Source organism: Pedobacter sp. GR22-6 (assembly GCF_037402555.1).
Taxonomy (GTDB): domain Bacteria; phylum Bacteroidota; class Bacteroidia; order Sphingobacteriales; family Sphingobacteriaceae; genus Pedobacter.
Genome location: NZ_JBBEUC010000002.1, coordinates 20,559 through 44,204 on the forward strand (window position 1 = coordinate 20,559; position 23,646 = coordinate 44,204).

General features: G+C 43.9%; 20 protein-coding genes. 7 read left to right on the forward strand and 13 right to left on the reverse strand.

Annotated features, from left to right (window positions below; translation table 11 throughout):
• The first annotated feature begins 18 nt into the window (after positions 1 to 18).
• Together WAE59_RS07700 and WAE59_RS07705 are read left to right on the forward strand one after the other, a co-directional pair.
• Positions 19 to 1,458: an LptF/LptG family permease gene (locus WAE59_RS07700; protein ID WP_337855372.1), complete on the forward strand. Its 1,440-nt coding sequence runs from the start codon at positions 19 to 21 to the stop codon at positions 1,456 to 1,458.
• Between the two features lie 107 nt (positions 1,459 to 1,565).
• Positions 1,566 to 2,777: a bifunctional 3,4-dihydroxy-2-butanone-4-phosphate synthase/GTP cyclohydrolase II gene (locus tag WAE59_RS07705; RefSeq protein ID WP_337855373.1), complete on the forward strand. Its 1,212-nt coding sequence runs from the start codon at positions 1,566 to 1,568 to the stop codon at positions 2,775 to 2,777.
• A gap of 7 nt (positions 2,778 to 2,784) precedes the next feature.
• Here the strand turns inward: WAE59_RS07705 and WAE59_RS07710 are convergent, their stop codons facing one another.
• Positions 2,785 to 7,032: a translocation/assembly module TamB domain-containing protein gene (locus tag WAE59_RS07710; RefSeq protein WP_337855374.1), complete on the reverse strand. Its 4,248-nt coding sequence runs from the start codon at positions 7,030 to 7,032 to the stop codon at positions 2,785 to 2,787.
• A gap of 240 nt (positions 7,033 to 7,272) precedes the next feature.
• Here WAE59_RS07710 and tsaD point away from each other — a divergent pair, with 240 nt between their 5' ends.
• Complete coding sequence (gene tsaD / locus WAE59_RS07715; RefSeq protein WP_337855375.1) at positions 7,273 to 8,274, forward strand: tRNA (adenosine(37)-N6)-threonylcarbamoyltransferase complex transferase subunit TsaD; 1,002 nt, start codon at positions 7,273 to 7,275, stop codon at positions 8,272 to 8,274.
• A 19-nt stretch (positions 8,275 to 8,293) separates the two neighbouring features.
• The gene (locus WAE59_RS07720; protein WP_337855376.1) at positions 8,294 to 8,515 is read left to right on the forward strand and encodes a hypothetical protein; all 222 of its coding nucleotides are present in this window, start codon (positions 8,294 to 8,296) and stop codon (positions 8,513 to 8,515) included.
• 73 nt (positions 8,516 to 8,588) lie between these two features.
• Here WAE59_RS07720 and recA read toward each other — a convergent pair whose 3' ends face one another.
• The 4 genes from recA to WAE59_RS07740 all read right to left on the reverse strand — a co-directional run bounded on the left by recA (position 8,589) and on the right by WAE59_RS07740 (position 11,312).
• Positions 8,589 to 9,599, reverse strand: coding sequence for a recombinase RecA (gene recA, locus WAE59_RS07725; RefSeq protein ID WP_337855377.1), 1,011 nt, complete (start codon positions 9,597 to 9,599; stop codon positions 8,589 to 8,591).
• Positions 9,600 to 9,694: 95 nt separating this feature from the next.
• Entirely contained in the window at positions 9,695 to 10,369 is a 675-nt protein-coding gene (nth, locus tag WAE59_RS07730) for an endonuclease III (protein WP_337855378.1), read from the reverse strand.
• Positions 10,370 to 10,444: 75 nt separating this feature from the next.
• Positions 10,445 to 10,636 (reverse strand): hypothetical protein, encoded by a 192-nt coding sequence (locus WAE59_RS07735; protein WP_337855379.1) that lies wholly within the window; start codon positions 10,634 to 10,636, stop codon positions 10,445 to 10,447.
• A 100-nt stretch (positions 10,637 to 10,736) separates the two neighbouring features.
• Complete coding sequence (locus tag WAE59_RS07740; RefSeq protein WP_337855380.1) at positions 10,737 to 11,312, reverse strand: RNA polymerase sigma factor; 576 nt, start codon at positions 11,310 to 11,312, stop codon at positions 10,737 to 10,739.
• 230 nt (positions 11,313 to 11,542) lie between these two features.
• On the opposite strand from WAE59_RS07740, the gene uvrA reads away from it, so the two are divergent.
• Entirely contained in the window at positions 11,543 to 14,344 is a 2,802-nt protein-coding gene (uvrA, locus tag WAE59_RS07745) for an excinuclease ABC subunit UvrA (RefSeq protein WP_337855381.1), read from the forward strand.
• 56 nt (positions 14,345 to 14,400) lie between these two features.
• Complete coding sequence (locus WAE59_RS07750; RefSeq protein ID WP_337855382.1) at positions 14,401 to 15,012, forward strand: LysE family transporter; 612 nt, start codon at positions 14,401 to 14,403, stop codon at positions 15,010 to 15,012.
• Between the two features lie 2 nt (positions 15,013 to 15,014).
• Here the strand turns inward: WAE59_RS07750 and WAE59_RS07755 are convergent, their stop codons facing one another.
• The 8 genes from WAE59_RS07755 to WAE59_RS07790 form a co-directional block, all read right to left on the reverse strand.
• Positions 15,015 to 16,052, reverse strand: a complete 1,038-nt coding sequence (locus WAE59_RS07755) for a DUF2157 domain-containing protein (RefSeq protein WP_337855383.1) — start codon at positions 16,050 to 16,052, stop codon at positions 15,015 to 15,017.
• Between the two features lie 39 nt (positions 16,053 to 16,091).
• Complete coding sequence (locus WAE59_RS07760) at positions 16,092 to 18,314, reverse strand: cation:proton antiporter domain-containing protein (protein WP_337855384.1); 2,223 nt, start codon at positions 18,312 to 18,314, stop codon at positions 16,092 to 16,094.
• A gap of 71 nt (positions 18,315 to 18,385) precedes the next feature.
• Positions 18,386 to 19,321 carry a bifunctional riboflavin kinase/FAD synthetase gene (locus WAE59_RS07765; protein WP_337855385.1) on the reverse strand — a complete coding sequence of 312 codons (936 nt, stop codon included), beginning with the start codon at positions 19,319 to 19,321 and terminating at the stop codon, positions 18,386 to 18,388.
• 12 nt (positions 19,322 to 19,333) lie between these two features.
• Positions 19,334 to 20,197 (reverse strand): YitT family protein, encoded by an 864-nt coding sequence (locus WAE59_RS07770; RefSeq protein WP_337855386.1) that lies wholly within the window; start codon positions 20,195 to 20,197, stop codon positions 19,334 to 19,336.
• 6 nt (positions 20,198 to 20,203) lie between these two features.
• A complete protein-coding gene (gene truB / locus WAE59_RS07775) occupies positions 20,204 to 20,938 on the reverse strand; it encodes a tRNA pseudouridine(55) synthase TruB (RefSeq protein ID WP_337855387.1) in 735 nt (244 codons plus the stop codon).
• Between the two features lie 12 nt (positions 20,939 to 20,950).
• Entirely contained in the window at positions 20,951 to 21,745 is a 795-nt protein-coding gene (locus tag WAE59_RS07780) for an undecaprenyl-diphosphate phosphatase (protein WP_337855388.1), read from the reverse strand.
• A 4-nt stretch (positions 21,746 to 21,749) separates the two neighbouring features.
• On the reverse strand, positions 21,750 to 21,950 hold the full coding sequence (locus WAE59_RS07785) for a DUF3098 domain-containing protein (RefSeq protein ID WP_337855389.1): 201 nt from the start codon (positions 21,948 to 21,950) through the stop codon (positions 21,750 to 21,752).
• Positions 21,950 to 22,828, reverse strand: coding sequence for a cell division protein FtsX (locus tag WAE59_RS07790; protein ID WP_337855390.1), 879 nt, complete (start codon positions 22,826 to 22,828; stop codon positions 21,950 to 21,952). The genes WAE59_RS07785 and WAE59_RS07790 overlap by 1 nt, the downstream gene beginning before the upstream one ends.
• Before the next feature lie 209 nt (positions 22,829 to 23,037).
• On the opposite strand from WAE59_RS07790, the gene WAE59_RS07795 reads away from it, so the two are divergent.
• Entirely contained in the window at positions 23,038 to 23,436 is a 399-nt protein-coding gene (locus WAE59_RS07795; protein WP_337855391.1) for a hypothetical protein, read from the forward strand.
• The last annotated feature ends 210 nt before the right edge of the window (positions 23,437 to 23,646 follow it).

Here is a 23,646-nt window from a genome sequence, read left to right on the forward strand (position 1 = left end):
TTTGCCTACATTTGCATATTGAAAAAGATCCATTTACTTCTGCTCAAAGCATTCATAAGGCCATTTTTCGTCACATTCTTTATTGTGATGTTTATCCTGTTGATGCTGTTCCTGTTCAAATATGTTGATGATTTGATCGGGAAGGGCTTTGAATGGTACATCATTTTGGAATTGATGTATTATGCCTCGGCGGCAAATGTTTCTATGGCGCTGCCACTTTCCATCCTGCTTTCTTCTATTATGACCTTCGGGACGCTGGGAGAGAATTACGAGCTTGTGGCCATCAAATCCGCAGGCGTATCCCTGCAAAAGGCCATGATGCCTTTATTGGTGCTCATTGTATTCCTGGCCATCAGTTCCTTTATTTTTTCTGATTATATGCTTCCCAAGGCCAACCTGAAATACGGTTCCTTATTATGGGACATTACCAATAAAAAACTTTCCTTCCTGATCAAGCCGGGCGTGTTCAATAACAGTATCCCCGGTTACTCCATCAGGGTAAATGAGAAGGGTGAAGATGGCGTTTCTTTATATGATGTGATGATCTATGACCATACCAATTCCAGCGGTAGTCCAAAAATCATCCTGGCGAAGGAAGGTAAGATGTCCAGCGATGACCAGTACCTGTTGCTCAAGCTTAAAAATGGGGTGCGCTATGAGGAATCAAATGGGCGCAATACCTACAATAACCCCAGGCAGGAGCTGACCAGGATGCGCTTTGAAGAGACAGACCAGAAATTTGACATCTCCAGTTTCAAAATGAACAGGACCAATGAACAGCTCTTCAAGGGTAACACACAGATGTTGAACCTGAAAGGTCTTACTAAAAAGGAAGATTCCCTGCATAAAGAACTGGATAGCGTCAATCGATTTGCGGTAGTGAACATGGCCAGTTACTATAAGCAAAACAACGTCACAAAAGGCTATACAAAGATTAATGCGCCTGTTAAGGAGATCAAAGGCGATGTGTTGAAAACCATAGAGCCGATGCAGCGTCTGTCTGTTGTGCAGGCAGCCCTCGACCAGGCTGGATCCGTGAAGCAGAGTACCCTGAGCCGCCTGCCTGATTTTGAAGATAGAATAAAAAGCATCATCAAAGTACAGATTGAATACCAGCGTAAGTTTACCTTGGCTGCCTCCTGCCTTTTACTGTTTTTTATTGGTGCACCTTTGGGAGCGATCATTAGAAAGGGTGGTTTGGGGCTTCCTGTAGTCATGGCCATTGTATTCTTTTTGTTGTACCACATCATCGCCACTGTATCTGAGAAATCCGCTACGACGGGCTCCCTCAGGCCGTTTTTTGGGATGTGGCTGGCTATCTTTATCCTGTCGCCCCTTGGCGCTTTCCTGACTTATAAGGCTACGGTAGATTCGGCACTCTTTGATATCGACTATTTCAAGCAGCTGATCCTGGGCTTCTTCAAGAAGAAAAAGAAATCCGTAGTGCCGCAGAAGTAGTACTTTTGTCTATTGTTGCAAAAGCATATTCCTTACTTATTTATGATATTTGTAGGCAGATATTGCTCACGAAGGTTGTAACTTTGTCTTACTGATATATTCATAAAATGGAAATTAAACTCGATGCAATAGAAGATGCTATTGCGGATATAAAAGCTGGAAAGGTCATCATTGTTGTAGATGATGAAGACCGTGAAAATGAAGGTGATTTCTTGACTGCAGCTGCCAACGCTACTCCCGAGGTAATTAATTTCATGGCCACTTATGGCAGAGGGCTGATCTGTGCTCCGCTGACCGAAGAGCGTTGCGATGAACTTGGCCTGGAGTCAATGGTTGGAAAAAACACAGCAGTCTATGAGACCAACTTTACCGTTTCGGTAGATCTTCAGGGCTACGGTTGTACAACGGGTATTTCTGCTTCAGACCGTTCTAAAACCATTCTGGCGCTGATCAATCCCAATATAGACCCAGCTGAACTGGGGCGTCCGGGGCACATTTTCCCGCTGAGGGCAAAAGATGGTGGCGTAATCCGCCGTGCCGGACATACAGAAGCGGCGGTTGACCTGGCCAGACTGGCGGGAATGGAGCCTGCAGGTGTACTGGTGGAGATTTTAAAGGACGACGGGGAAATGGCGAGGTTGCCGGACCTGATCAAAATTGCAGCACAGCATCAGCTAAAGATCATTTCAATTAAAGATCTGATCGCTTACAGATTGAGCATAGAGAGTCTCATCAAAGAAGAGGTTACGGTTAACCTGCCTACTGAATGGGGCGATTTCAAAATGACTGCTTATACGCAGCTGGACACCGGTGCGACACACCTGGCAATCAGCAAAGGCGAATGGACTGCAGATGAGCCGGTACTCACCAGGGTTCATAGCTCTTGTGTAACCGGGGATATTTTCGGTTCCTGCAGATGTGATTGCGGACCGCAATTGCATAAAGCAATGGAGATGATCGACAAAGAAGGTAAAGGTGTCATTGTTTACATGAATCAGGAGGGGCGTGGTATTGGCCTGGTCAATAAACTTCGCTCTTACAACCTTCAGGATGCAGGATTCGATACTGTAGAGGCTAACATTAAACTGGGTTTTAAAGGGGATGAGCGTGACTACGGTGTAGGTGCCCAGATCCTGAGGGCACAGGGAATCACTAAAATGAGGTTATTGTCCAATAATCCTACTAAACGTGCTGGTTTGATCGGATACGGATTGGAGATTGTGGAGAACCTGCCTATTGAAATTGAAAGTAATGTACATAATGAGACCTATCTGAAGACCAAAAGGGATAAGATGGGCCATCAGATCATGAAAGGATAGCCGGGATTTATCTCCTTTTTGTTTTTTTATCGGAAAGGATAGCTTCTTTCACAGGAACTGGTTTAGCGGATTTGGATTTTTCCTCATCCGCTTTCTTTTTTTGAGCCCTTTTGTATTCGCCGGTAATCCGCTTCAGAAACTCACTGAAACTGTCAAACTGCTGAGTGTAGATCAATCCAAGGGAAGTTACATTGGTATTCTGACTGAAGCCTGTATTGAAAATATTTTGCTGAGTAGGCGGCTTGTTGGCCAGCTTACCTACTAAAGTACCGTCTTTTTTAATGAGCGTCAGTACCTCTACTTCACTACCCACATTATTCCTCGTAAAACCAATGGGCGATAGGTCATTGGTACTGCGTCTGTCCACAATACCTGCATTTAAGATCACGCGTTCGTTGAAGAACCTGAAGGATGCATTGGCTTCGCTGAGCGAGCGGATATTGATGTCAACAAAGTTGAGGTTCAGTGTAGACAATACGTTGTTGAACTGGTTGAACAGAAGTTCCGTAGCCGTTGCGGCGACACCCGAGGTAAGCTGTTTTCCAAGGGCTTCTTTTCCAGTGCCAGGTGCAAAACTTCTCCTGAGGATCAAACTTAGCGCCTGCAGATTCCGGTTGTTCTCATCATTGAAATAAGACTGCATCTCTTCTTTGATCGCCGGGTTTGAGGGAAAGAAAATGTCCAGTCTCGGATCTGGTTTCATTAGGGACCCCGTCAGGCTCATTTCCACCTCCGTCAGTACCCTTTCATCTGCATTAGAACCGTCCCTATTGGCCGCAGTGTACAGATCGCTAAGGCTGGCCCTTAGTGAATATATGGCTTTCAGGTTGATCTGAGCAGCTGTGGGATTTCCAGTCCACCGGATGGTTCCGCCCTGCCTGATGTTGAATTTCTTATTGATCACCTCCTGAGCAGTGAAGTCGAAACTTCCGGATTCAATGATGTAATCTCCCGACATCTCGAAATCGCCAAGACTATTGATGTTCAGGTCGAGGTTTTTAGAGTATCCGCGTCCGCTCAATTTACCCAGGCTGGTATAGATGTTGGCCGTACTATTGGCGTCCACATTTAATTTCAGGCTCATGGTCAATCCGTCGAAACTGGTTTTTCGGTCGACGACTACAGCCGTATCCTTACTTACAAAATTGATGAAATCTTTACTGGATACTGTTTCTGAGCTGTTTAAGGGAAGGTTAAATACAGTACCCTTTTCGGTCTTGGCATCAATATCGATAGACATCTTGTTGGTAGGCCCTTTGAATTTGAATGTCCCGGTTCCATACGCCCTGCCGAAGTAGATGGGATTGTCTTTTTCTGTGGTATTTAGCGCCATGAAATCCTTTGCTTCCACGATGACATCAAGCGTAGGCGTGTTGATGTTGTTCAGGTCTACAGTTCCATTGGCTATGGCTTCATTTCCTTCTGTATCCAGTAGTTTGAGGTCAGCGATGTTGATGACGCTGTTGTTTACGGTGACTTCATCATTTAAGGTATAGGTCGTCTTCAGGTAATTGATCGTCATTTTTCCCTGATCGAAGGAGAGGTCCCCATTGATCAGTGGCTGACTAAAGGGCCCTTTCACGGTAAGGTCTGTGGAAATTTTGCCTTTGAGGTCCGATACCAGTTCATTTACAAAAGGTTCCAGAACGGCCAGTTCACTGTCATCCAGTTTTACATTCAGATCGATCTCCTTTTGTTCCATATTCAGATTACCGGTGAGCTTCAAGGTTTCCTTGTCTCCTGCCATAATGTTGGTGTAAATGTTGGCCAGATTGCTGTTTCGGTCATAGGAAGAGGTGTCTGTCAGCGTACCGATGTAGATTTTGTTAAAGCCCAGGGAATCTATTCGTAAACTATCAGAAATGCGGGGCGATTTCAATACATTGTACAGCTTGGTTTTTCCATTCGCTTCTCCCGACAGCTGCACGCCCAGTGTTTTTACAAAAGGGTTTATCGTCTTGAGGTTGAACTTTTTGAAGCCTACAGCCAGGAGGTCCTTAGGGTCATCAGAAAGTGTTCCGTCGATGGTGAGCAACTGCTCCCCATTGCTCAGGTCGAAATTGCTGATTTCTGTTTTGCCCTGGTGAAAGTTAATCCGAACCTTCTCCTGGATTTTCCAGTCTTCACTATTGATCTTCAATATGGAAGGAAGTATGCTGACTCTCGCAGTGGTGTCATTCGCAAATTCTACCAGGCCGTTTAAATCCAGTTGGTTGGCGTCGTCGGCGTTGGAAAGCTTGACGTTGAGCGAGAGGCTGTCATTTCGCAGAATGTTTGAAATGTTGACATTCTTCATGTATAGGGAGTCGTTCAGATCCACCCTGTCGGAAGTTACAATTGCCTGCAGCTGGTTGGTAGAGGTGTTTTCATCGACGATGATATTGTTGACGATAATGCCCTTGTATTTCAGCTTTTTCACAAAGCCGTTGACAGTAGCAATATTGTTTGGTGAGTCGAAATTTCCAATGAACACAGCCTGATCTTCTATTTCCAGTCCAGGCACCACTAATTCTGCAATGGGTTCAAACCGTTTGATCCTGAGGTCGAACTGAAAGATCTGGTCGCCGAAAGGTACCATGTCCATTTTTAGTGATGGAATATACCGTTTTGCCAGGGCTTTATAATAGGAAGGAATGGTATTTAAATCATACTGTCCGGTGATGCTTGCATCCAGGATATCTGAGTTGATGGTCAGACTTCGTTCTTTTCCCAATCCATTTGCTTTCAGGTGTACTGAATCTATATTGTAGATGCCTTTAACATTGTCCAGCCGAATCTGTTGTATCAGCAGGCTACCCTGTATGTTGTTGAGGTTATTGCCTGAAAAATTCGTGCTGAAACGGGCATCGACCTTTAGTGAGTCTTTATAAAGGTTAAGTGCTTTTAGTTTTGCATTGGCAATGGTCGCTTTGAAATTGAAAACGGGAAGTTCCGGATTGAGGTTTACGCCACCATCGAAGACAAGTTGTACGTTTTTGTCGTTGATCTTCAGGTTGCCGTCAAAGTATTTCTTTTCAAAGGTTCCGGCAATTTTAACATTTCGATAACGGTACTTATTAAAATCTATATAAGTAATGTCCCCGTTGAGGTCTTCAGAAAGATTTTTCAATTCAGTTCCCCTTCCTTTTACATAAAGCGAGGCACTAAGGCGGCCCAGGCTTTTTTCATTGATTAGGGTTCCAAGGTTGAAATCATAAGTCTTGACATTTCCACTATAGGAAGGCGTTCCCTGCTTGTCGATTTTCATGTTGACATCAGAAACCAGTCGGCCAAGTTTGGTTTTAAACTCTCCGTAGGCGATAAAGTCATTCTGAAAACCTGTAAAAGAACCGTTGAAATTGATGTTCCCGAATTTGTCAATGATGCCGGGAACCATTTTCTTTTTTCTGCCCGTCACGTCAGTGAGCAGGGCATCGAGGTCTTTTTTGTTGGTGCCAGCCATCTCGATCTTGAGGTCCATAAAAGTCTCTTTGATATAGGGTAGACCTTTGAGGCTAAAATCGCCTTTGATGTAGGTGGCTTTTCCTGCTTTCAGCGATAGTTTTTTAGCTTTAAGGTTATTCACCAGGCCGGTGATCTGACCATCTATATCAAGGTTCAGGTTCATTTGATCCAGTTCAGATGTGAAATAGGAGACGTCTTTTGATGAAATGAAGCTATTTTCAAACACAGCCTTCATCCGTACCTTATTGACATAGTCGTTGAAATCCTTAAACTTATTAAAGCGCATCTGGAAGTAATTCGACAGACGGCTTTTGTTGGTGACCAGCATTAAGTTCTTCAGTTCGATCTGGTTGGTGTCTACTGTAGTAAATGCACTCAGGTTTTTGAGGTAGAAGCCACTTTTTTCTCTGAATGTAAGGTTTTTGATGTCTGTCTGGATGATGTGGTCGGTGGTATTCAATTTTTCAAAAATACCATTCAGACTGGTCAGGTGTACATCTTCAAAATTTACTCCTTTGATTACCGTATCCACTTTAAAGTTTTTGTACCTGAAAGCAAAGTTGTTCAGGATTACCCGGTCGAAAGAAACTTTATAGGGCTTCTTTTTTTTCTTGACCGTCGGTGCACCGGAATCGAAATAATCAATGATGAAGTCGATGTTCGTTGATTCGTCTTTATAGGATTTCAGGTAAAAGGAGCCGTTATTGATCTGTACGGTATTGATGTCTACGATCCGCTGGTCCAGGGAGAGCAGGTTGATGTCTACAATGAATTTTGGCGTGTTGAGCAGGGTATCTTTTTGGAGGTCCAAAACCAGCAGGTTTTCCAGTACTACAGATTTAAAAGGTTTGATGTATAAGCCGGTCAGGGAAATGGTGGTGTTGAGTTCCTTTGATAAGTAAGCCGCGGCTTTTTTTGCTACAAATGTTTGTACTGGTTTGAACTGGATTGAAAACAGAATGACAGCAAAGAGTAATAAAATCGATGCAACAGTCCAAAGAAGTATTTTTAATAGTTTTTTAATAGTTTTGTAGCTTAAATAATTATCAACGTGTCAGTAATACTTGCTATAGAATCTTCTTGTGATGAAACCTCTGTTGCCATATGTAACAACGGCAAAATTACTGCCAATGTTATTGCAAACCAAACAATTCATCAAAATTATGGGGGTGTTATTCCCGAATTGGCTTCGAGGGTGCACCAACAAAATATAGTTCCAGTAATTCAGCAGGCGCTTAATGATGCTAAAGTTACGAAAAAGGAATTGAATGCTGTGGCTTTTACCCGGGGACCTGGTCTTTTAGGTTCTTTACTGGTAGGTGTTTCATTCGCAAAATCTTTTGCGCTTGCCTTGGACTTGCCCTTGATCGCGGTAAACCATATGCATGCACATATCCTTGCCCATTTTATTGATGAGCCCCGACCGGAATTTCCTTTTCTTTGTCTTACGGTTTCAGGCGGACATACGCAGATTGTGTTGGTGAAAGATTATTTTGATATGGAGATTGTGGGAGAAACACTGGATGATGCTGCGGGTGAGGCTTTTGATAAGACAGCAAAGCTATTGAATCTGCCTTATCCGGGTGGACCGCTCATTGACAAACATGCTAAAGAAGGAAATCCTTTAGCCTATAAATTTGGAGAGCCGCAGATCAAGGACCTGAACTACAGCTTTAGTGGTTTAAAGACTTCTATATTGTATTTCATCCGGGATAAGGAAAAGCAAAATCCGGATTTTATAGCCACACACCTGAACGACATCTGTGCCTCGGTGCAGCACAGCATTGTGACGATCTTACTTAACAAGGTAAAGAAAGCAGCGAAGCAATTCAGCGTCAAACAAATTGCCATAGCGGGAGGGGTGTCGGCAAACAGCGGACTCCGTTTGGCTTTGCAAACGATGGCCCTTGAGCAGGGTTGGTCAGTTTATATTCCGGCATTCGAATACTGCACGGACAATGCGGCCATGATTGCTATAGCAGGCTACCATAAATATTTAAAGGGAGATTTTGTCGGTCAGGACGTAGCTCCTTTATCAAGAATGGAATTTTAATCAGATAAAATAAGTAATTATGACAACGATGAGTTTTGTGTTTTTTGGTTTGATGTTGATCCCTTTGGTCATTTTTCTGGTTTGGATCATCAGAAAGGATAAGAATAAGAATTATCTGGGCCTGGTTATCCTGGTGGTCATGGCTATTGTCGCCCTTGTGACCATCGTGAAGTTTGATGCGAAGTTTTTGCAGTCGCAGACAGGTGTGCCGAATAACGCGGCTGCACCGAGTTACAGATAAGCTGAGCTTTAAAAAAAAGGGCTTGTTCAGCATTTGCCGGACAAGCCCTTTTTTTATGGTGTAAACCGATTGCTTATGCTTCTTCCAGTTTCTCACCGGTTACTTCGGCACGGATCTTTGCTTCCATTTCATCAGCAAGTTCTGGATTGTCTAAAAGCAGTTGTTTTACTGCATCTCTTCCCTGTCCAAGTTTGGTATCTCCATAAGAGAACCATGAACCTGCTTTTTTAATGACGTTGAAATCTACGCCAAGGTCGATGATTTCACCGATCTTGGAAATACCTTCTCCGAACATGATGTCAAATTCCGCAATACGGAAAGGAGGTGCCACTTTATTTTTTACGATCTTTACTTTAACCCTGTTACCTGAAACTTCATCAGAATCTTTGATCTGGGAAGTTCTGCGGATATCTAAACGCACAGAAGCATAGAATTTTAAGGCATTACCACCGGTGGTAGTTTCAGGATTTCCAAACATAACGCCGATCTTTTCACGCAACTGGTTGATGAAGATACAGCAGCATCCGGTCTTGGAAATGGTACCTGTAAGTTTACGCAATGCCTGAGACATTAAACGTGCATGAAGACCCATCTTAGAGTCTCCCATCTCACCTTCGATCTCTGCTTTAGGAACCAGTGCTGCAACAGAGTCAATTACAATGACATCAATTGCACCCGATCTGATCAGGTTGTCTGCAATCTCCAGTGCCTGCTCACCGTTATCCGGTTGAGAGATCAGGAGATTGTCTACATCAACACCTAATTTCTTTGCATAACCCTTGTCGAAAGCATGCTCCGCATCCACAATTGCAGCAATACCACCCTTTTTCTGAGCTTCTGCAATGATGTGTGTGGCCAGTGTTGTTTTACCGGAAGATTCAGGACCGTAGATCTCGATGATCCTTCCCTTTGGAACGCCGCCAATGCCGAGGGCAATATCCAAACTGATGGATCCCGTAGAAATGGATTCAATAGGCTCTACAGCATTATCGCCCAGTTTCATTACCGTACCTTTACCGTATGATTTTTCTAACTTATCCAGTGTAAGTTGTAGTGCTTTTAATTTATCTGCGCTTGTACTCATATGTTGTGCTATATTGAAATCGTATTGTTTGTGCTAATTATGTTAGCAAATGTATTGATATTTAATCCTAAAAAACAAATTTTTATCAAAATATTTTATTTTTCCTGCGGGATTTCACTAAATTTTTTAGTTGTTTTCTTAGAAGTTTGAAAATATTTACAAAAATCTGTAATCTCACAGATGCTGCATTTTGGTGATCTGGCTACGCACACATAGCGTCCATGCAGGATCAGCCAATGGTGGGCTACGTGAATCACTTCTTGCGGCAGGTGCTTTACCAGGTCTTTCTCAACGGCGAGCGGTGTTTTTCCTGACGACAGGCCAATTCTATTGGCTACCCTAAAGACGTGGGTGTCGACAGCCATGGCGGGTGCGTTATAGATGACAGATGCGATCACATTTGCCGTTTTTCTGCCTACACCCGGCATTTTCTGCAATTGATCTATATCTGAGGGCACTTCATTATTGAAATCGTTCAGCAGCATATTGGCCATTCCGACCAGGTGCTTTGCTTTATTGTTTGGATAGCTTACGCTCCTAATGTAGTCGAATACGATATCCGGAGTCACCTCTGCCAAAGCTTTGGCATCCGGAAAACGTTGGAAGAGGGCAGGCGTCACCTGGTTGATGCGCTTATCTGTGCATTGAGCAGATAGAATAACTGCGACCAGAAGCTGGAAGGGATTGTTGTAATGCAATTCTGTTTCTGCATCGGGTTGCTTGACAGAAAAATGGGATACAAAAAGCTGGTAACGTTCTTTTTTCAGCATGGACAAACTTAGAGATAAAAGCAGGAAAATAAAAAAAGCCGCCAAATTTTTGGCGGCTTAAATTCCGGAATTAAATTACAAAGCTTTGGAGTGGGCCAAAATCTTCGAGATGATTTCATCTGAAGGGCTTTTGGTTAAACTATCCAATTGAGCTCTGATGCTTTCATAAAACACCAGGTCATTCGCTTCCAGGTCCTGAGCAGGTAATATTTCCTGCTTTTGCTGTGGGTAATTTAATTTGTTAACTGAAGTAGAGGTTTTTATCATAAGCAATTGTCGCGTATTTGTTTTACTAATAAACGACTTAGTTCTTAATTTATTTTAACCCTTACTATAATTATTTGTAATTTCTTTTTTACAAGCTAAATTAAGATATTTCCTTCACCTTCATCATCTTACGAAGGTTGCTGAGGGCATACCTCATCCTTCCCAGAGCCGTATTGATGCTCACATCGGTGAGTTCTGCGATCTCTTTAAAACTGAGGTCGGCATAGTGCCTCATGATCAATACTTCTTTCTGGTCATCGGGCAGAAGTCTGATCATCGTACGGAGATCATAGTGGGTCTGCTCCCGCAACATTCTGTCTTCCGCGCTTTCTTCCTGGAACTGCAGGAGGTTGAATACATCTGTACCATCGGCACTGGTGATTACAGGACCGCGCTTTTCGCGCCTGAAATAATCAATCACGAGGTTGTGGGCAATGCGCATTACCCATGGTAAGAATTTTCCTTCTTCATTGTACCTGCCAGACCTTAAAGTATTGATCACTTTGATAAAGGCATCCTGAAAGATGTCTTCTGCCAGGTACTGGTCTTTCACCAATAAATAAATGGAGGTGTAAATCTTTGACTTATGTCTACGTAAAAGTTCCTCCAGGACGGACTCGTCGCCCGCCAGGTATAATTTTACCAATTCCTGATCACTGTTCTGTTGTAATTTCATAGGAGTATCCTTACTAAATTCCCTTTTCTGCGTTTGCTAAAAAATACTTAGTAGATGTTTGTTTCGATATCTTTTCTCCTATTCGTTTTGATGTGGTGGTATAATCCGTTAGTTAACAATTCAAAAGAAGCATTTTTTTATTACAAATCAATATAAAAAGTGTTAAAAAAAATCAATTAAATCTTCAGGCTTATTTTTGCGTTATATTTGCACATTCTATCCAGAAATCAATGAATAAGGAAATCGACAAAGATCCACACAAACATATAATCATAAAAGGTGCCAGAGTTCACAATCTGAAGAACATTGATGTTGCGATCCCTAAAAACAAACTGGTGGTCATCACCGGAATGTCCGGCTCGGGTAAGTCGTCACTGGCATTTGATACCTTGTATGCTGAAGGTCAGCGACGTTATGTCGAGAGTTTGTCATCCTATGCCCGACAGTTTATGGGAAGGATGAATAAGCCTGATGTAGACTATATAAAGGGTATTGCACCCGCAATTGCCATAGAGCAAAAGGTGATCACTTCCAATCCACGCTCTACTGTGGGCACCTCTACGGAAATCTACGATTACCTGAAACTGCTGTTCTCCAGGATCGGTAAAACCTATTCTCCTGTTTCCGGTGAAATGGTTAAAAAAGATACGGTAAGTACGGTCGTGGATTTTATTTCGGGATTGGGAAATGAAAGTGTGGTGACGATCTTTTGCCCCCTTTTTCCGCACAACAACCGTTCTGTAAAAGAAGAGCTTGCAGTGCTTTTGCAAAAGGGTTTTTTAAGGGTATCCTATTTGGGTAAAGTAGAAAAGATCGAAAATATCCTGGAAGATGGATCTTTTAAAGATTTCGAACTGAGCGATGAACATACCATCCGGATCCTGATCGACCGTATCGTGGTAAACGACGATGAAGAGACACTGAGCCGCATCGCAGATTCTGTGCAGACTGCTTTTTTTGAAGGTAAGGGCGACTGCTATGTAGAGCATGAGGCTGGGCAGCAGCATTTCTGCGACCGTTTCGAACTGGATGGTATCCGTTTTGAAGAGCCGACTCCCAATTTCTTCAGTTTCAACAATCCATACGGTGCTTGTAAACGCTGTGAAGGTTACGGAAATGTGATCGGTATTGACGAAGACCTGGTCATCCCTGATAAAAGTAAAAGCGTGTATGACAATGCGATTGCACCCTGGCGCGGAGAGAAAATGCGGGTTTGGCTGGATAAGCTGATCGCTACTGCCGGTAAATTTGATTTTCCGATTCACCGCCCTTTCAGTGAACTGAGCACAGCGCAGCAACAGCTGCTTTGGACCGGTAATAAATACTTCGCCGGGCTTGATGCATTTTTCAAAGAGCTGGAGGAGCAAACCTATAAAATCCAGTACCGCGTCATGCTTTCCCGTTATCGCGGTAAAACCAATTGCCCGGACTGCAAAGGTTCCAGGCTTCGTAAGGATGCATCTTATGTCAGGATCAACGATAAGTCGATCATCGACATTGTATTGATGCCCTTGTCGACCATCCTCGATTTCTTCGATAACCTGAGCTTGTCTGCCAATGATGAAAAGATCGCAAAACGTCTGCTCGCGGAAGTTTCGAGCAGGGTTCTGTATTTAAATAATGTCGGTCTGGGCTATCTGACTTTGAACCGACTTTCCAACACCCTTTCCGGCGGGGAGTCCCAGCGGATCAACCTGGCTACCTCGCTGGGCAGCAGTCTAGTGGGCTCTGTTTATGTGTTGGATGAGCCAAGTATTGGTTTGCATCCGAGGGATACCAATAAACTCATTGAAGTATTGGTGTCGCTCCGGAACGTAGGGAATACGGTGCTGGTAGTGGAGCATGAAGAAGAAATGATGCGTGCTGCAGATCACATCATAGACATTGGTCCTGAAGCCGGTACACATGGTGGAAACCTGGTCTTCAGCGGTACTTACGATCAGATCATTAAAGATAAAAAAAGCCTTACGGGGAAATACCTATCGGGTAAAGAGCAAATCGCTGTGCCCGGAAAACGGAGGGCCTGGAAAGATCACATCCTGATCAAGGGCGCAAGAGAAAATAACCTGAAAAATATCGACGTGAAGTTCCCTTTGGGCGTATTTACGGTGGTCAGTGGTGTTTCCGGTTCCGGTAAAACCAGTCTGGTCAAGAAGATCCTGTACCCGGCCCTGCAAAAAGCCATTGGCAATTATGCGGGCGAGCAGACCGGATCTTATGATGGCATATTCGGCAATTATGAGCTGGTGAGCCAGGTGGAGATGGTAGACCAGAACCCTATTGGCCGTTCCTCGAGGTCCAATCCGGTAACCTATGTAAAAGCCTGGGACGATGTCCGTGCGCTGTTTGCGGCATTGCCGGCTTCCAGAGCAGGAGGATTAAAACCAGCTGCCTTTTCTTTCAATGTAGAGGGAGGCCGTTGTGATGTTTGTCAGGGCGAAGGTGAAGTGAAGATCGAGATGCAGTTTATGGCAGATATTTACCTGCCTTGTGAGGCATGCGGTGGGCGCAGATTCAAGCAGCAGGTGCTTGACGTGACCTATCAGGATAAAAATGTGGCAGATATCCTGGATCTGACGATAGATGAGGCAGTAGCTTTCTTTAAGGACGAACCAAAAATCCTGAATAAACTTCAGCCTTTGGTAGATGTAGGGTTGGGCTATGTACATCTGGGGCAGTCTTCCAATACCTTGTCCGGAGGAGAAGCGCAACGGATCAAACTCGCTTCCTTTCTGATTAAGGGAAATAATGCCAATAAAACGCTCTTTATCTTTGATGAACCTACTACAGGTCTGCACTTTCATGACATTAAGAAGTTGTTGATTGCTTTAAATACATTAATAGAGCAAGGCAATACGATCCTGGTGATTGAGCACAATATGGATATGATCAAGTCGGCTGACTGGTTGATCGATATTGGCCCTGAAGGTGGTGATAAAGGGGGTAATGTGGTGTTTGAAGGAATCCCTGAAGATTTGGTTAAGGTAAAATCGTCCTATACCGGTAAGTATTTACAGGCACATATGAAATAATTGTATCTTCGCGAATGCTTTTTTTAACACTCTTTCTTGGGATCGTTTTAAATGCCATGGGATATATACCCCCTGGAAATATCAACCTGACAGTTGCGCAGCTGACCATTAATAAAGGTATGCGCCAGGCCTGGTCCTTTATTCTTTCTTTTTCCTGCGTAGAGGTTTGTTTTACCTTCGGGATGATGCGCTTTGCCCGTTGGTTATCCAGTGACGTAAACCTCGATGCCAATATCAACGAAGTAAGGATCAGTACCTATATTGATGCTTTTATGGTGGTACTGTTTATCGTCATGGGTACCATTACCTGGAAGCACCGGAATAAAATACCCAAAGCCAAGGACGACAATAAAAGTAAAAAAGGCAGTGTATTTTACGGGATGTTATTGGGAATTTTAAACCCGGTACAAATTCCATTTTGGCTGTTTTTTGGCAATTATGTGATCCTTCATGAATGGATTGAGACAGATTATCTGTCCCTGGTGATTTTCAGTCTGGGCTCAGGTATCGGTTCAGCCCTGGCACTTTATGGCTATGCGCACTTTGCGCGTTATATCCAGGAAAAATTTGCCTTAAGCAGCTATTTGATCAATAAGTCCATTGCTATATTTCTTTGGAGCCTGGCCTCATATCTGGTCATTAAACAGATCGTGATCTTCCTCAAATAATTTTATTTCTTCAGAAACTCCAGGTTCCAGATCTTTTCTGCCCTGCGGCCAATGAGCCAGAAAGAGGCGGCCAGCACGCAAAAGAAGACTGCTTTATGCCAACTGTCCCAGAAGTATTCAAAATACCGTGTGTAGAGGTTGATGAACAAGAAGGTTAGGCCAAACTCCCTTGCGATATCGTCGCGCCTCTTCAGCCCGATGTAAATGCTTAGGATACAAATGCCCGCCGAAAGTAAAGCCCAGTAAAAGAGGTTCAACTGCCGGACATTATACCATTCCTCAAGTGAAGCAAAATTTCCGAAAATAGAGAGGAGCCAAAGCGAGACAAATAAATAGATCATTCCGCAGATATAATTGGTCTGGAAGAAGATGCCCAGCTGTTTGTGCCTTGAGATGAAGAAAGAGCTGCCTGTGATCAGGAGACCGAAAAATACGAACCGCAGCGGGTAATTCATACCCAGGAAATACCAGTTCCAGCGCGAGAGGTAGCCGGTTTCGGTTCCGAACCAGGCGCCGAGGGAGATTAGTACAAATGCCCAGATTAGTCGGGACTTGAAGATATAGGCCAGTACCCCATAGATAAATACAGAGGCGAGGATCAGCAGGGAAAAATGTCCGCTTCCTTTATCAATAGCCTTTCCCAGGTAAGCGATGGCATTGGCTGTGAGCATTACTCCTGAAAATACCATGGCTTCATTGCTGAATACCTTATGTGATTTGGTGGTTTTCCTCTTAAAGGCAAAATAATATAGAAATCCGGCAGCGAGGGCTGAAAGTAAGCTGATCATGAGGTCGGAAGCATCGAAGAACCGCTCCATGTAATCAAGTACCTTTTTATCAATCAGCAAAGCACCCAGGGAAATCACTCCGCAGGCCATGGCAATCCAAAAAGAGTATTGGGCCAGGCGGCGCCAGTCGAAACTTTTGGCCTCGTAACTTGCGCGTAACCTTTGTACATCGGCCTCGGACAGCAATTGCTCCTCCCGCCAATGGTTGAGCATCTCATCTAAAAAATCACTCTTTTCCTGGTCTATTTTCATTGGCTGCTAGGTACAGTCTATTGGTCAACTGAACAATTTCTATTTTAACAAATCGGGAACCTTTTTGTTGTTGCCCACAATCCAGACGATGTCTTCATTCTCAAATACCATATTGGAATCAGGGTTCAGAATCCGCTCGCCTTTTCGTTCGATACCTACCACCAGACCCTGCGTGGTTTCCCGGATCCCGGAATTACGGATACTTTGTCCATAGACTGGTGAACTGCTGTTGATCACGATCTTTTGCAGGGTCATGTCTTTCTTAGGGAAGCTGGATTCGTTATTTTCTTCTATACTGCCCTCAAAAAGTTCCTTTACCGATGCCAGTTGATCATCAGTTCCGATGACCAGTACTTTGTCGTTAGGGTACAAACGTTCGTCCCTGCCAGGCGTAGGGATCATGATCTTGCCCCTTTCGATCAGGGCAATGTTGATCCCGTATTTTTCCCTTACAGACAGGTCTACCAGCGTCTGGCCCACCAGACGTGATTCCGGAGCTACGGTCAGTTCGGCCAGGTGGGTATCCCAGGGCAGAATTTCCGGTTGTGCCTTTTGTGCCTCTCTCGCGTTGAGATTGAGCAGGAACCGGCTTTCCAATCGGTTGTAAAAGCCTTGTAGCTTTCGGGAAAAAATGATCATCCCCGATATGATCAGCACCAGTGCAATACCCAGTGCCAATATGGTACTGTAGAACTGGTAGATTAGAAAGCCGACGAAAAAGATAGCCAGTGCAATCCGGAGTACCTCCAGGGCGACGAGTGGCCCCCTGGTGTATTTTTTATTGAGCCATAGGTTGGTATAGGCTTTTCGTTCGATCCTGCGGATGGCCAGCGCCCAGAGAAATGGGGTCATGATCACCAAGCTGAGCACCAGACTAATGATGATGCCATTGTTGCCATTGATGATGTTTTTGGTGATGAAGGGCTGCAGGTATCTGGAGCCCAAAAAGACCAGTGCGATCAGGATTACAGCGTGAATGATTGTATTGAAGCTATAGGATTTGAGCAATATTTTCCAGTCGCTCAGCGTAGTGATACCGGCAGTACTTGAACTGTACCTGTTGATGCCTTCTACCCATTTCTGAGGCAGTTTACGTTCCAGGAAGCGGTAGAAAGGTTCCGAAAATTTGATCAGGTAGGGGGTAGTGAAGGTGGTGATGGCCGATACTGCTACAGCAATAGGGTAGAGGAAATCGCTCGTTACTTTAAGGGTCAGGCCCAATGTGGCGATGATGAAGGAGAACTCCCCGATCTGTGCCAGGCTCATTCCGGTTTGTACGGATGTTTTGAGCGGCTGGCCCGACACCAATGCACCCATCCCGGAACTCAGGAATTTACCCAGCACGGTTGCCAGTGTGATGATGAGGATCGGAACGGCATAATCGATCAGGATGCTTGGATCGATCAGCATTCCCACTGAAACGAAGAAAATCGCAGCAAAAAGGTCTTTTACAGATTTAGTCAGGTGTTCAATACGTTCCGCCTGCGTGGTCTCCGCCAATATAGAACCCATGATGAATGCGCCTAGCGCTGGGGAGAAGCCTACTTTTACCGCAAGCAGTACCATGATCAGGCAAAGTGCAATAGAAACCACCAGCATGGTTTCGTCGTTCATGAGTTTGCGTGTGGCCTTTAAGAAAGTAGGAACCAGGAAAATTCCGCCAATAAACCAGAGTACCAGGAAGAAACAAAGTTTCAGTATGGAGATCAGCATTTCAGAACCAGCAAATTGCTGACTTACGGCCAGGGTCGATAACAGAACCAGGAGTAAAATGGCTACCAGATCTTCTACTATGAGGACACCAAATACGAGTCCGGCGAATTTCTTATGCTTTACCCCGAGTTCCTCGAAGGCCCGTATGATGATTGTTGTGGAAGATACAGAGAGGATTCCGCCCAGAAATATGCTGTCCATGGTAGACCATCCCATGGCCATACCGGCAACAAAACCTGTAATGAGCATAAATGCCACCTCTACGATGGCGGTGATGGATGCAGAGCCCCCGACTTTGACCAGTTTCTTGAAACTGAACTCCAGTCCAAGACTGAAGAGCAGGAAGATCACCCCAATTTCAGCCCAGATGTGGATACTCTCATTATCGGTTACTGTAGGGATAAATTTGATGTGCGGGCCAACCAAAAGGCCGGCAAGAATATAGCCAAGTACCAGCGGTTGTTTTATTCTTTTAAAAAGGAGTGTAGTTACCCCGGCAGCGGCAAGAATCAGGCCCAGATCAGTGATTAAGACTGGCAGATGTATCATATAAAAAACGGGTTTGCCGTAAGATACATAAAAATGCCCTTTTTTGCCCAAAACTGGGCGCTATATTTTAGTTACAAGCTATTTTTAAAGTAATTTAGCGTATTTTCCTTATCTATTTTCAGTTGTTCTTTCAGAGCTTCCAGGCCAGTAAATTTCACATCATGCCTCAGGAATTCAAGGAAAGTCATGGTGATGTCCTGACCGTAAATTTCTTTATTGAAGTCAAAAATGTTCACTTCAATGTTTCTGGTCATGCCATTGATGGTAGGGCGCTGACCAATGTAAGCCATTCCTTTAAATTCCCCTTCCTGCATCGCTACCCTGACTGCATAGATGCCATCAGATGGGATCAGTTTATAAGTTTCTTCTACGAAAAGATTAGCCGTAGGATAGCCGATTGTGCGGCCGATTTTGTCGCCTTTGATCACCCTTCCCGAAATGGAGAAGTGGTAGCCAAGGTATTCTGCTGCCAGTGCAACTTCTCCGTTGAGCAGGGCTGTCCTGATCTTCGTAGAACTTACCGCCACATCGTTGATGTCCTGTTCAGGAATTTCTTCGATCCTGTAATCGTATACTGCTGAGAGTTCCTCCAGTTCCTTGAGCCCACCTTTCCGGTCTTTACCAAAACGGTGGTCATAGCCTACGATCAGGTGTTTGATCCCGATGGTGCCAACCAGGATATCCCTGATGTATTCCTCTGCACTTAGATTGGAAAAGTCCCGCGTGAAAGGAGTAATAATGAGGTGATCTACACCCAGTTCTTCCAGTATTTTCGCTTTTTCGGTGATGGTATTGATCATTTTCAGGTCCTGGTTCTCCGGATCTATGATCAGCCTGGGATGAGGGAAAAAAGTAAGGATCACGCTTTCGCCACCGGTGGCGCTGGCCCGTTCGCATAAGCGTCTGATGATCTTCTGGTGGCCAAAATGTACACCGTCGAAAGTTCCTATAGTAGCTACGGCCTTATCGAGTTTTTTAAATTCTGAAAAATGATGGTATATCTTCAAGGTCAATTCAAATTAATGTAAAGTCTGGCGTTTCACTACACCACCTTTGATGTCCGCAATCTGCTGCTGCACCACAAAGGCATCCTGATCAATCTGCCTGATCTCTCCCTGTAGCTTGCTCATTTCCAGTTTGGTTACTACAGTATATAAAATATCGATTTCTTTTTTAATCCCATAGCCCCCTTCGCCTTTGTAGATGGTAACGCCACGCTTCATTTTGTCAATGATAAACGCTTTAATCTCCTCATTCTTATCTGATATGATCGTTACTCCGGTATATTGTTCCAGTCCGTTCACCACAAAGTCTACCGTTTTGGAGGCCGACAAATAAGTGAGGATAGAATACATCGCTGTTTCTATGCCAAGGAATATTGCAGCGAATGCGAAAATGATGATGTTGAGGATCAAAATGGTGTTACCGACCGTAAGCATGCTGTTTCGGCTGATGTACAAAGCCAGTACTTCTGTCCCGTCGATCACGCAGCCCCCGCGCATCGCCAGGCCGATACCGCCACCCAGGAAGAGACCACCGAATACGGCGATCAGTAGTTTTTCATGGGTGATGGGTTCAAATGGCAGAATGCTCAGCAACAAGGCCAGGGCCACGATGGCCACAGAAGTCTTTATGGCAAAACCCTTTCCAATCTGTTTGAAACCCAGGATCACGAAAGGGATATTGATCAGGATGATCAGGTAAGACAAATTGTAGCCAGTAAGGGTCCTGATGATAAGGGAAATTCCCGTTACACCCCCGTCAATAAATTCATTTGGCATGAGGAAACTCTTCAGTCCGAAACAAGCAGATACAATACCACAGGTGATGAGCAGGAGGTCCTTGATGAACCGAGTGTTTTTGCTTTTAAAGTGGCTCTGCATAGTAGGTTAAATTGAGGGCTCCGGAATTGGTGGTTCTTCTCTTTTTTGCCTAAGATAGCTAACCAGATCGGCTACCTCAAATGCATTTTCCAGTAAAAAACTACCGCTGCGGGTACGTGTCAGCTTGGATAGGTAAGCTCCATTATTCAGTTGTTTGCCAAAATCAGAGACCAGGGAGCGGATGTAGGTCCCTTTACTGCAGACGATCCGGAAATCGACTTCCGGTAAATCGATGCGGGTAATCTCAAATTCAGATACAGTCACATCGCGCAGGCGCAGTTCTGTTTCTTCACCCCGTCTGGCTTTCACATATAAACGTTCGCCATTCACTTTTACTGCAGAATGTGCGGGTGGATATTGTTGGATATTTCCTTTAAATGGAGCCGTCGCGGCATAGATTTGTTCTCCGGTGATACCTGTAATAGGAAATTCCTGATCTACAACCGTTTCCATGTCGAAGGAGGGAGTCGTGGCGCCCAGGACCATTGTGCCGGTATATTCTTTTTCCTCTGCCTGGAATGTATCGATCTGTTTGGTCAATTTTCCTGTACAGATGATCAGCAGACCGGTTGCCAGAGGATCTAAAGTGCCGGCATGGCCCACCTTCAGCTTTTGAGGTTTCAGAGAATTTCTGATCTTACCCACAACATCGAAGCTTGTCCATTTATAAGGCTTGTTGATCAGCAGCAGCTCACCATCAGCAAAGTTGAACGTTCTTTCCTCTAATTTCTCTTTACTCAAAATGTAGTATGGTTATATAATTTGCAGGTTATGCCCGCTTTGCAGCAATATAATGATGATGATCCCTGCAATAATGCGGTACCAGCCAAATAATTTAAACCCGTTTTTATTCAGGAATCCGATAAAGCTTTTGATGGCAAGCAGTGCCACAATAAAAGCCACCACATTGCCTACAGCAAGTATTTGTACCTGTTCTGTGCTGATGGTATGCCCTTCCTTATAGAAATCAAGGAGTTTCTTTGCCGTTGCAGCGAACATAGTCGGCACTGCCAGGAAGAATGAAAACTCTGCAGCTACTTTCCTGCTCAGGTTCAGAGACATGCCGCCTACGATGCTCGCTCCGGACCTGGATGTACCGGGTATCATCGCCAGACATTGAAAAAAGCCGATTTTTAAAGCAGTCAGGTAATTGATGTCTTTCTCTTCATGGATGGTAGGGTTGCTGAACCATTTGTCTACAAAGAGGAGGATCACACCGCCAATAACCAATGAAATTGCTACAGTAAGTGGGCTTTCCAGCATCTGATCAATGCGGTCACTCAGCAAAAAACCGAAAACTGCTGCGGGGATGAATGCGATGATCAGTTTTATGTAGAAATTGATGCTTTGAAAAAAGCGTTTGAAATACAGCACAATGACTGAAAGGATAGCGCCCAGCTGGATGATGATGGTAAATAATTTCACGAAAGGATCGCTAGCGATGCCCATAAATGAGCTGGCGATAATCATGTGGCCGGTAGAAGATATAGGCAAAAACTCCGTTAACCCTTCTATTACAGCAAGGATTATGGCTTGTAGGTAATCCATGAATTTATTTCTTTAGGATGGCATAAACTCCAAAACCAAAGCCAGTCAATACCACCATAGGGGCTAGCAGTGTTTTCCTGAAATCATAGATGTCGGTAGTCCCGATCATCAGTACAAAACCTACCACAACGATTGCGATGCTGATCAGCAGCAATTGGTAATTCTTTTTGGTGAAGACGAGTTCTTCTTTCTTTTTTTCTGTCATTATCTATAAAGATCGTAAATTTTTAAACGTAAATATTTGCTGACCGCAAAGGAGGTACTGATGCCGGTGATGAAAATGCCGATGCCAACCAGCCCAAGCAGCACGATTCCAAATTCTGTATAATTTCTGAGCAGCACGACTTCAGGGATTTCCCTTTGCACGTAGTATAAAATGCCCAGCAGAATGAGTATCGCAATAAAGGCTGCAATCAATCCATGCAATGCCGCCAGTAAAATGAATGGCTTGCGGATGAAGTTTCTGGTAGCACCCACCAGTTGCATACTTTTGATCAGGAAACGCTGAGAATAAATGGCCAGGCGAATGGTGTTGTTGATCAGCGCAATAGAAATCACTAAAAGAATAACGGCAAAACCCAGGATGATGAGCCCGATGGTATTGATGTTCTTGTTGACCATATCGATCAACGAGCTTTGATAGATCACTTCTTTGACCACTGGATTTTTGCCGATGCTCGCTTTCAGTGCATCGATACTTTTGTTGTTGGCATAATCAGCCTTCAGGTAAACATCTACGGTTGACAGCAGGGGGTTATAGCCCAGGAAATTAACAAAGTCCTCACCGAGATCATTGGTCAGGTTTCTTGCTGCCATTTCCTTATTGACGTATTGGGTGTTTTTTACCGCAGGATTGGCATTCAGTTCTTTTTGAAAAGCCAGTACATCCGTTTCCTTTGCGCCCTCATCTACAATGATGTTCAGCACAATATTTTCCTTGACGTAATTGGACAGGTTCTTTGCATGGACCAGGATGAGTCCCAGCATACCCAGCATGAGTAAAACCAGGGCAATACTGAATATTGTAGAAATGTAAATGGTTTTTGTCTTCTTAGAAGCATCGCTCACTTCAAATTCTTCCATGTTTCTTATTTATGTTCTGCGAAATTAAAAAATATAAGCAACTAATTTAAATTATCTGGTTCTAAACCCATTTAATATACAAAAATCTAATAACGAATTTAGTTCGTATTTAGTTTGGTTCAAAAATAACCGGCTATTTTTTACGTTAATTAATGTTAAATAATCATAAACCTATAAAGGCCCTCATCAGGCCAATGAAATTAAACCCTATGAAAAAACAACTATTCTTTGCGCTCGCCTTATTTTTCACCATCGGAATCAGCAGTTGTAAGAAAGAAACTGAAGCAAACAAGCCACTAAGGGAAAAGGCCCTGGGAAGGTGGGAACTTGTGAAGACCGAGACCACGCTGGCAGGTACGGTTCCTGTCGTGGTCAACTACACTTCTGCCGATTATTACGATTTTAAAGCTGGTGAAGAGGATATTCTTGAGCGTAAGATGAACGGTAATACCCAATATGGCAACTATGTGTTTGTCGTTGGCGACCAGTTCAATATTACGATCGATGGGAAGCTCTACAGCTGTAGTCCCACCGCCTTAGATGCCAGTAAATTTGAGTTTACTGCAAAAGAAGGAAATACCACGACGAAAGTGTTTTTAAAGCGTTAAAGTTTCGGCTTCGGATAGATTCTTATACCCACTTTTACATAAGCAATTTTTTGCTGTCATTGATGGGATGTTAAAGACTACTGATTTTGTAGTCTTTAACATTTAACTATCTTTGTCCCCAGATCGGTTTGATTAATGGCGCTACGCTGAAAATCATCGGGCGTTTTTTGGGGAAAGGTGTTTTTAAGCTAAAAATATTGCTAGATTTAA

What these genes read in the sequence shown, in the direction of transcription:
- WAE59_RS07705 (WP_337855373.1), top strand. Translation starts at nt 1,566, where the DNA reads ATGGAAATTAAACTCGATGCAATAGAAGATGCTATTGCGGATATAAAA.
- WAE59_RS07720 (WP_337855376.1), top strand. Translation starts at nt 8,294, where the DNA reads ATGACAACGATGAGTTTTGTGTTTTTTGGTTTGATGTTGATCCCTTTG.
- recA (WP_337855377.1), bottom strand. Translation starts at nt 9,599, where the DNA reads ATGAGTACAAGCGCAGATAAATTAAAAGCACTACAACTTACACTGGAT.
- nth (WP_337855378.1), bottom strand. Translation starts at nt 10,369, where the DNA reads ATGCTGAAAAAAGAACGTTACCAGCTTTTTGTATCCCATTTTTCTGTC.
- WAE59_RS07735 (WP_337855379.1), bottom strand. Translation starts at nt 10,636, where the DNA reads ATGATAAAAACCTCTACTTCAGTTAACAAATTAAATTACCCACAGCAA.
- WAE59_RS07740 (WP_337855380.1), bottom strand. Translation starts at nt 11,312, where the DNA reads ATGAAATTACAACAGAACAGTGATCAGGAATTGGTAAAATTATACCTG.
- uvrA (WP_337855381.1), top strand. Translation starts at nt 11,543, where the DNA reads ATGAATAAGGAAATCGACAAAGATCCACACAAACATATAATCATAAAA.
- WAE59_RS07750 (WP_337855382.1), top strand. Translation starts at nt 14,401, where the DNA reads ATGGGATATATACCCCCTGGAAATATCAACCTGACAGTTGCGCAGCTG.
- WAE59_RS07755 (WP_337855383.1), bottom strand. Translation starts at nt 16,052, where the DNA reads ATGAAAATAGACCAGGAAAAGAGTGATTTTTTAGATGAGATGCTCAAC.
- WAE59_RS07760 (WP_337855384.1), bottom strand. Translation starts at nt 18,314, where the DNA reads ATGATACATCTGCCAGTCTTAATCACTGATCTGGGCCTGATTCTTGCC.
- WAE59_RS07770 (WP_337855386.1), bottom strand. Translation starts at nt 20,197, where the DNA reads ATGCAGAGCCACTTTAAAAGCAAAAACACTCGGTTCATCAAGGACCTC.
- WAE59_RS07780 (WP_337855388.1), bottom strand. Translation starts at nt 21,745, where the DNA reads ATGGATTACCTACAAGCCATAATCCTTGCTGTAATAGAAGGGTTAACG.
- WAE59_RS07785 (WP_337855389.1), bottom strand. Translation starts at nt 21,950, where the DNA reads ATGACAGAAAAAAAGAAAGAAGAACTCGTCTTCACCAAAAAGAATTAC.
- WAE59_RS07790 (WP_337855390.1), bottom strand. Translation starts at nt 22,828, where the DNA reads ATGGAAGAATTTGAAGTGAGCGATGCTTCTAAGAAGACAAAAACCATT.
- WAE59_RS07795 (WP_337855391.1), top strand. Translation starts at nt 23,038, where the DNA reads ATGAAAAAACAACTATTCTTTGCGCTCGCCTTATTTTTCACCATCGGA.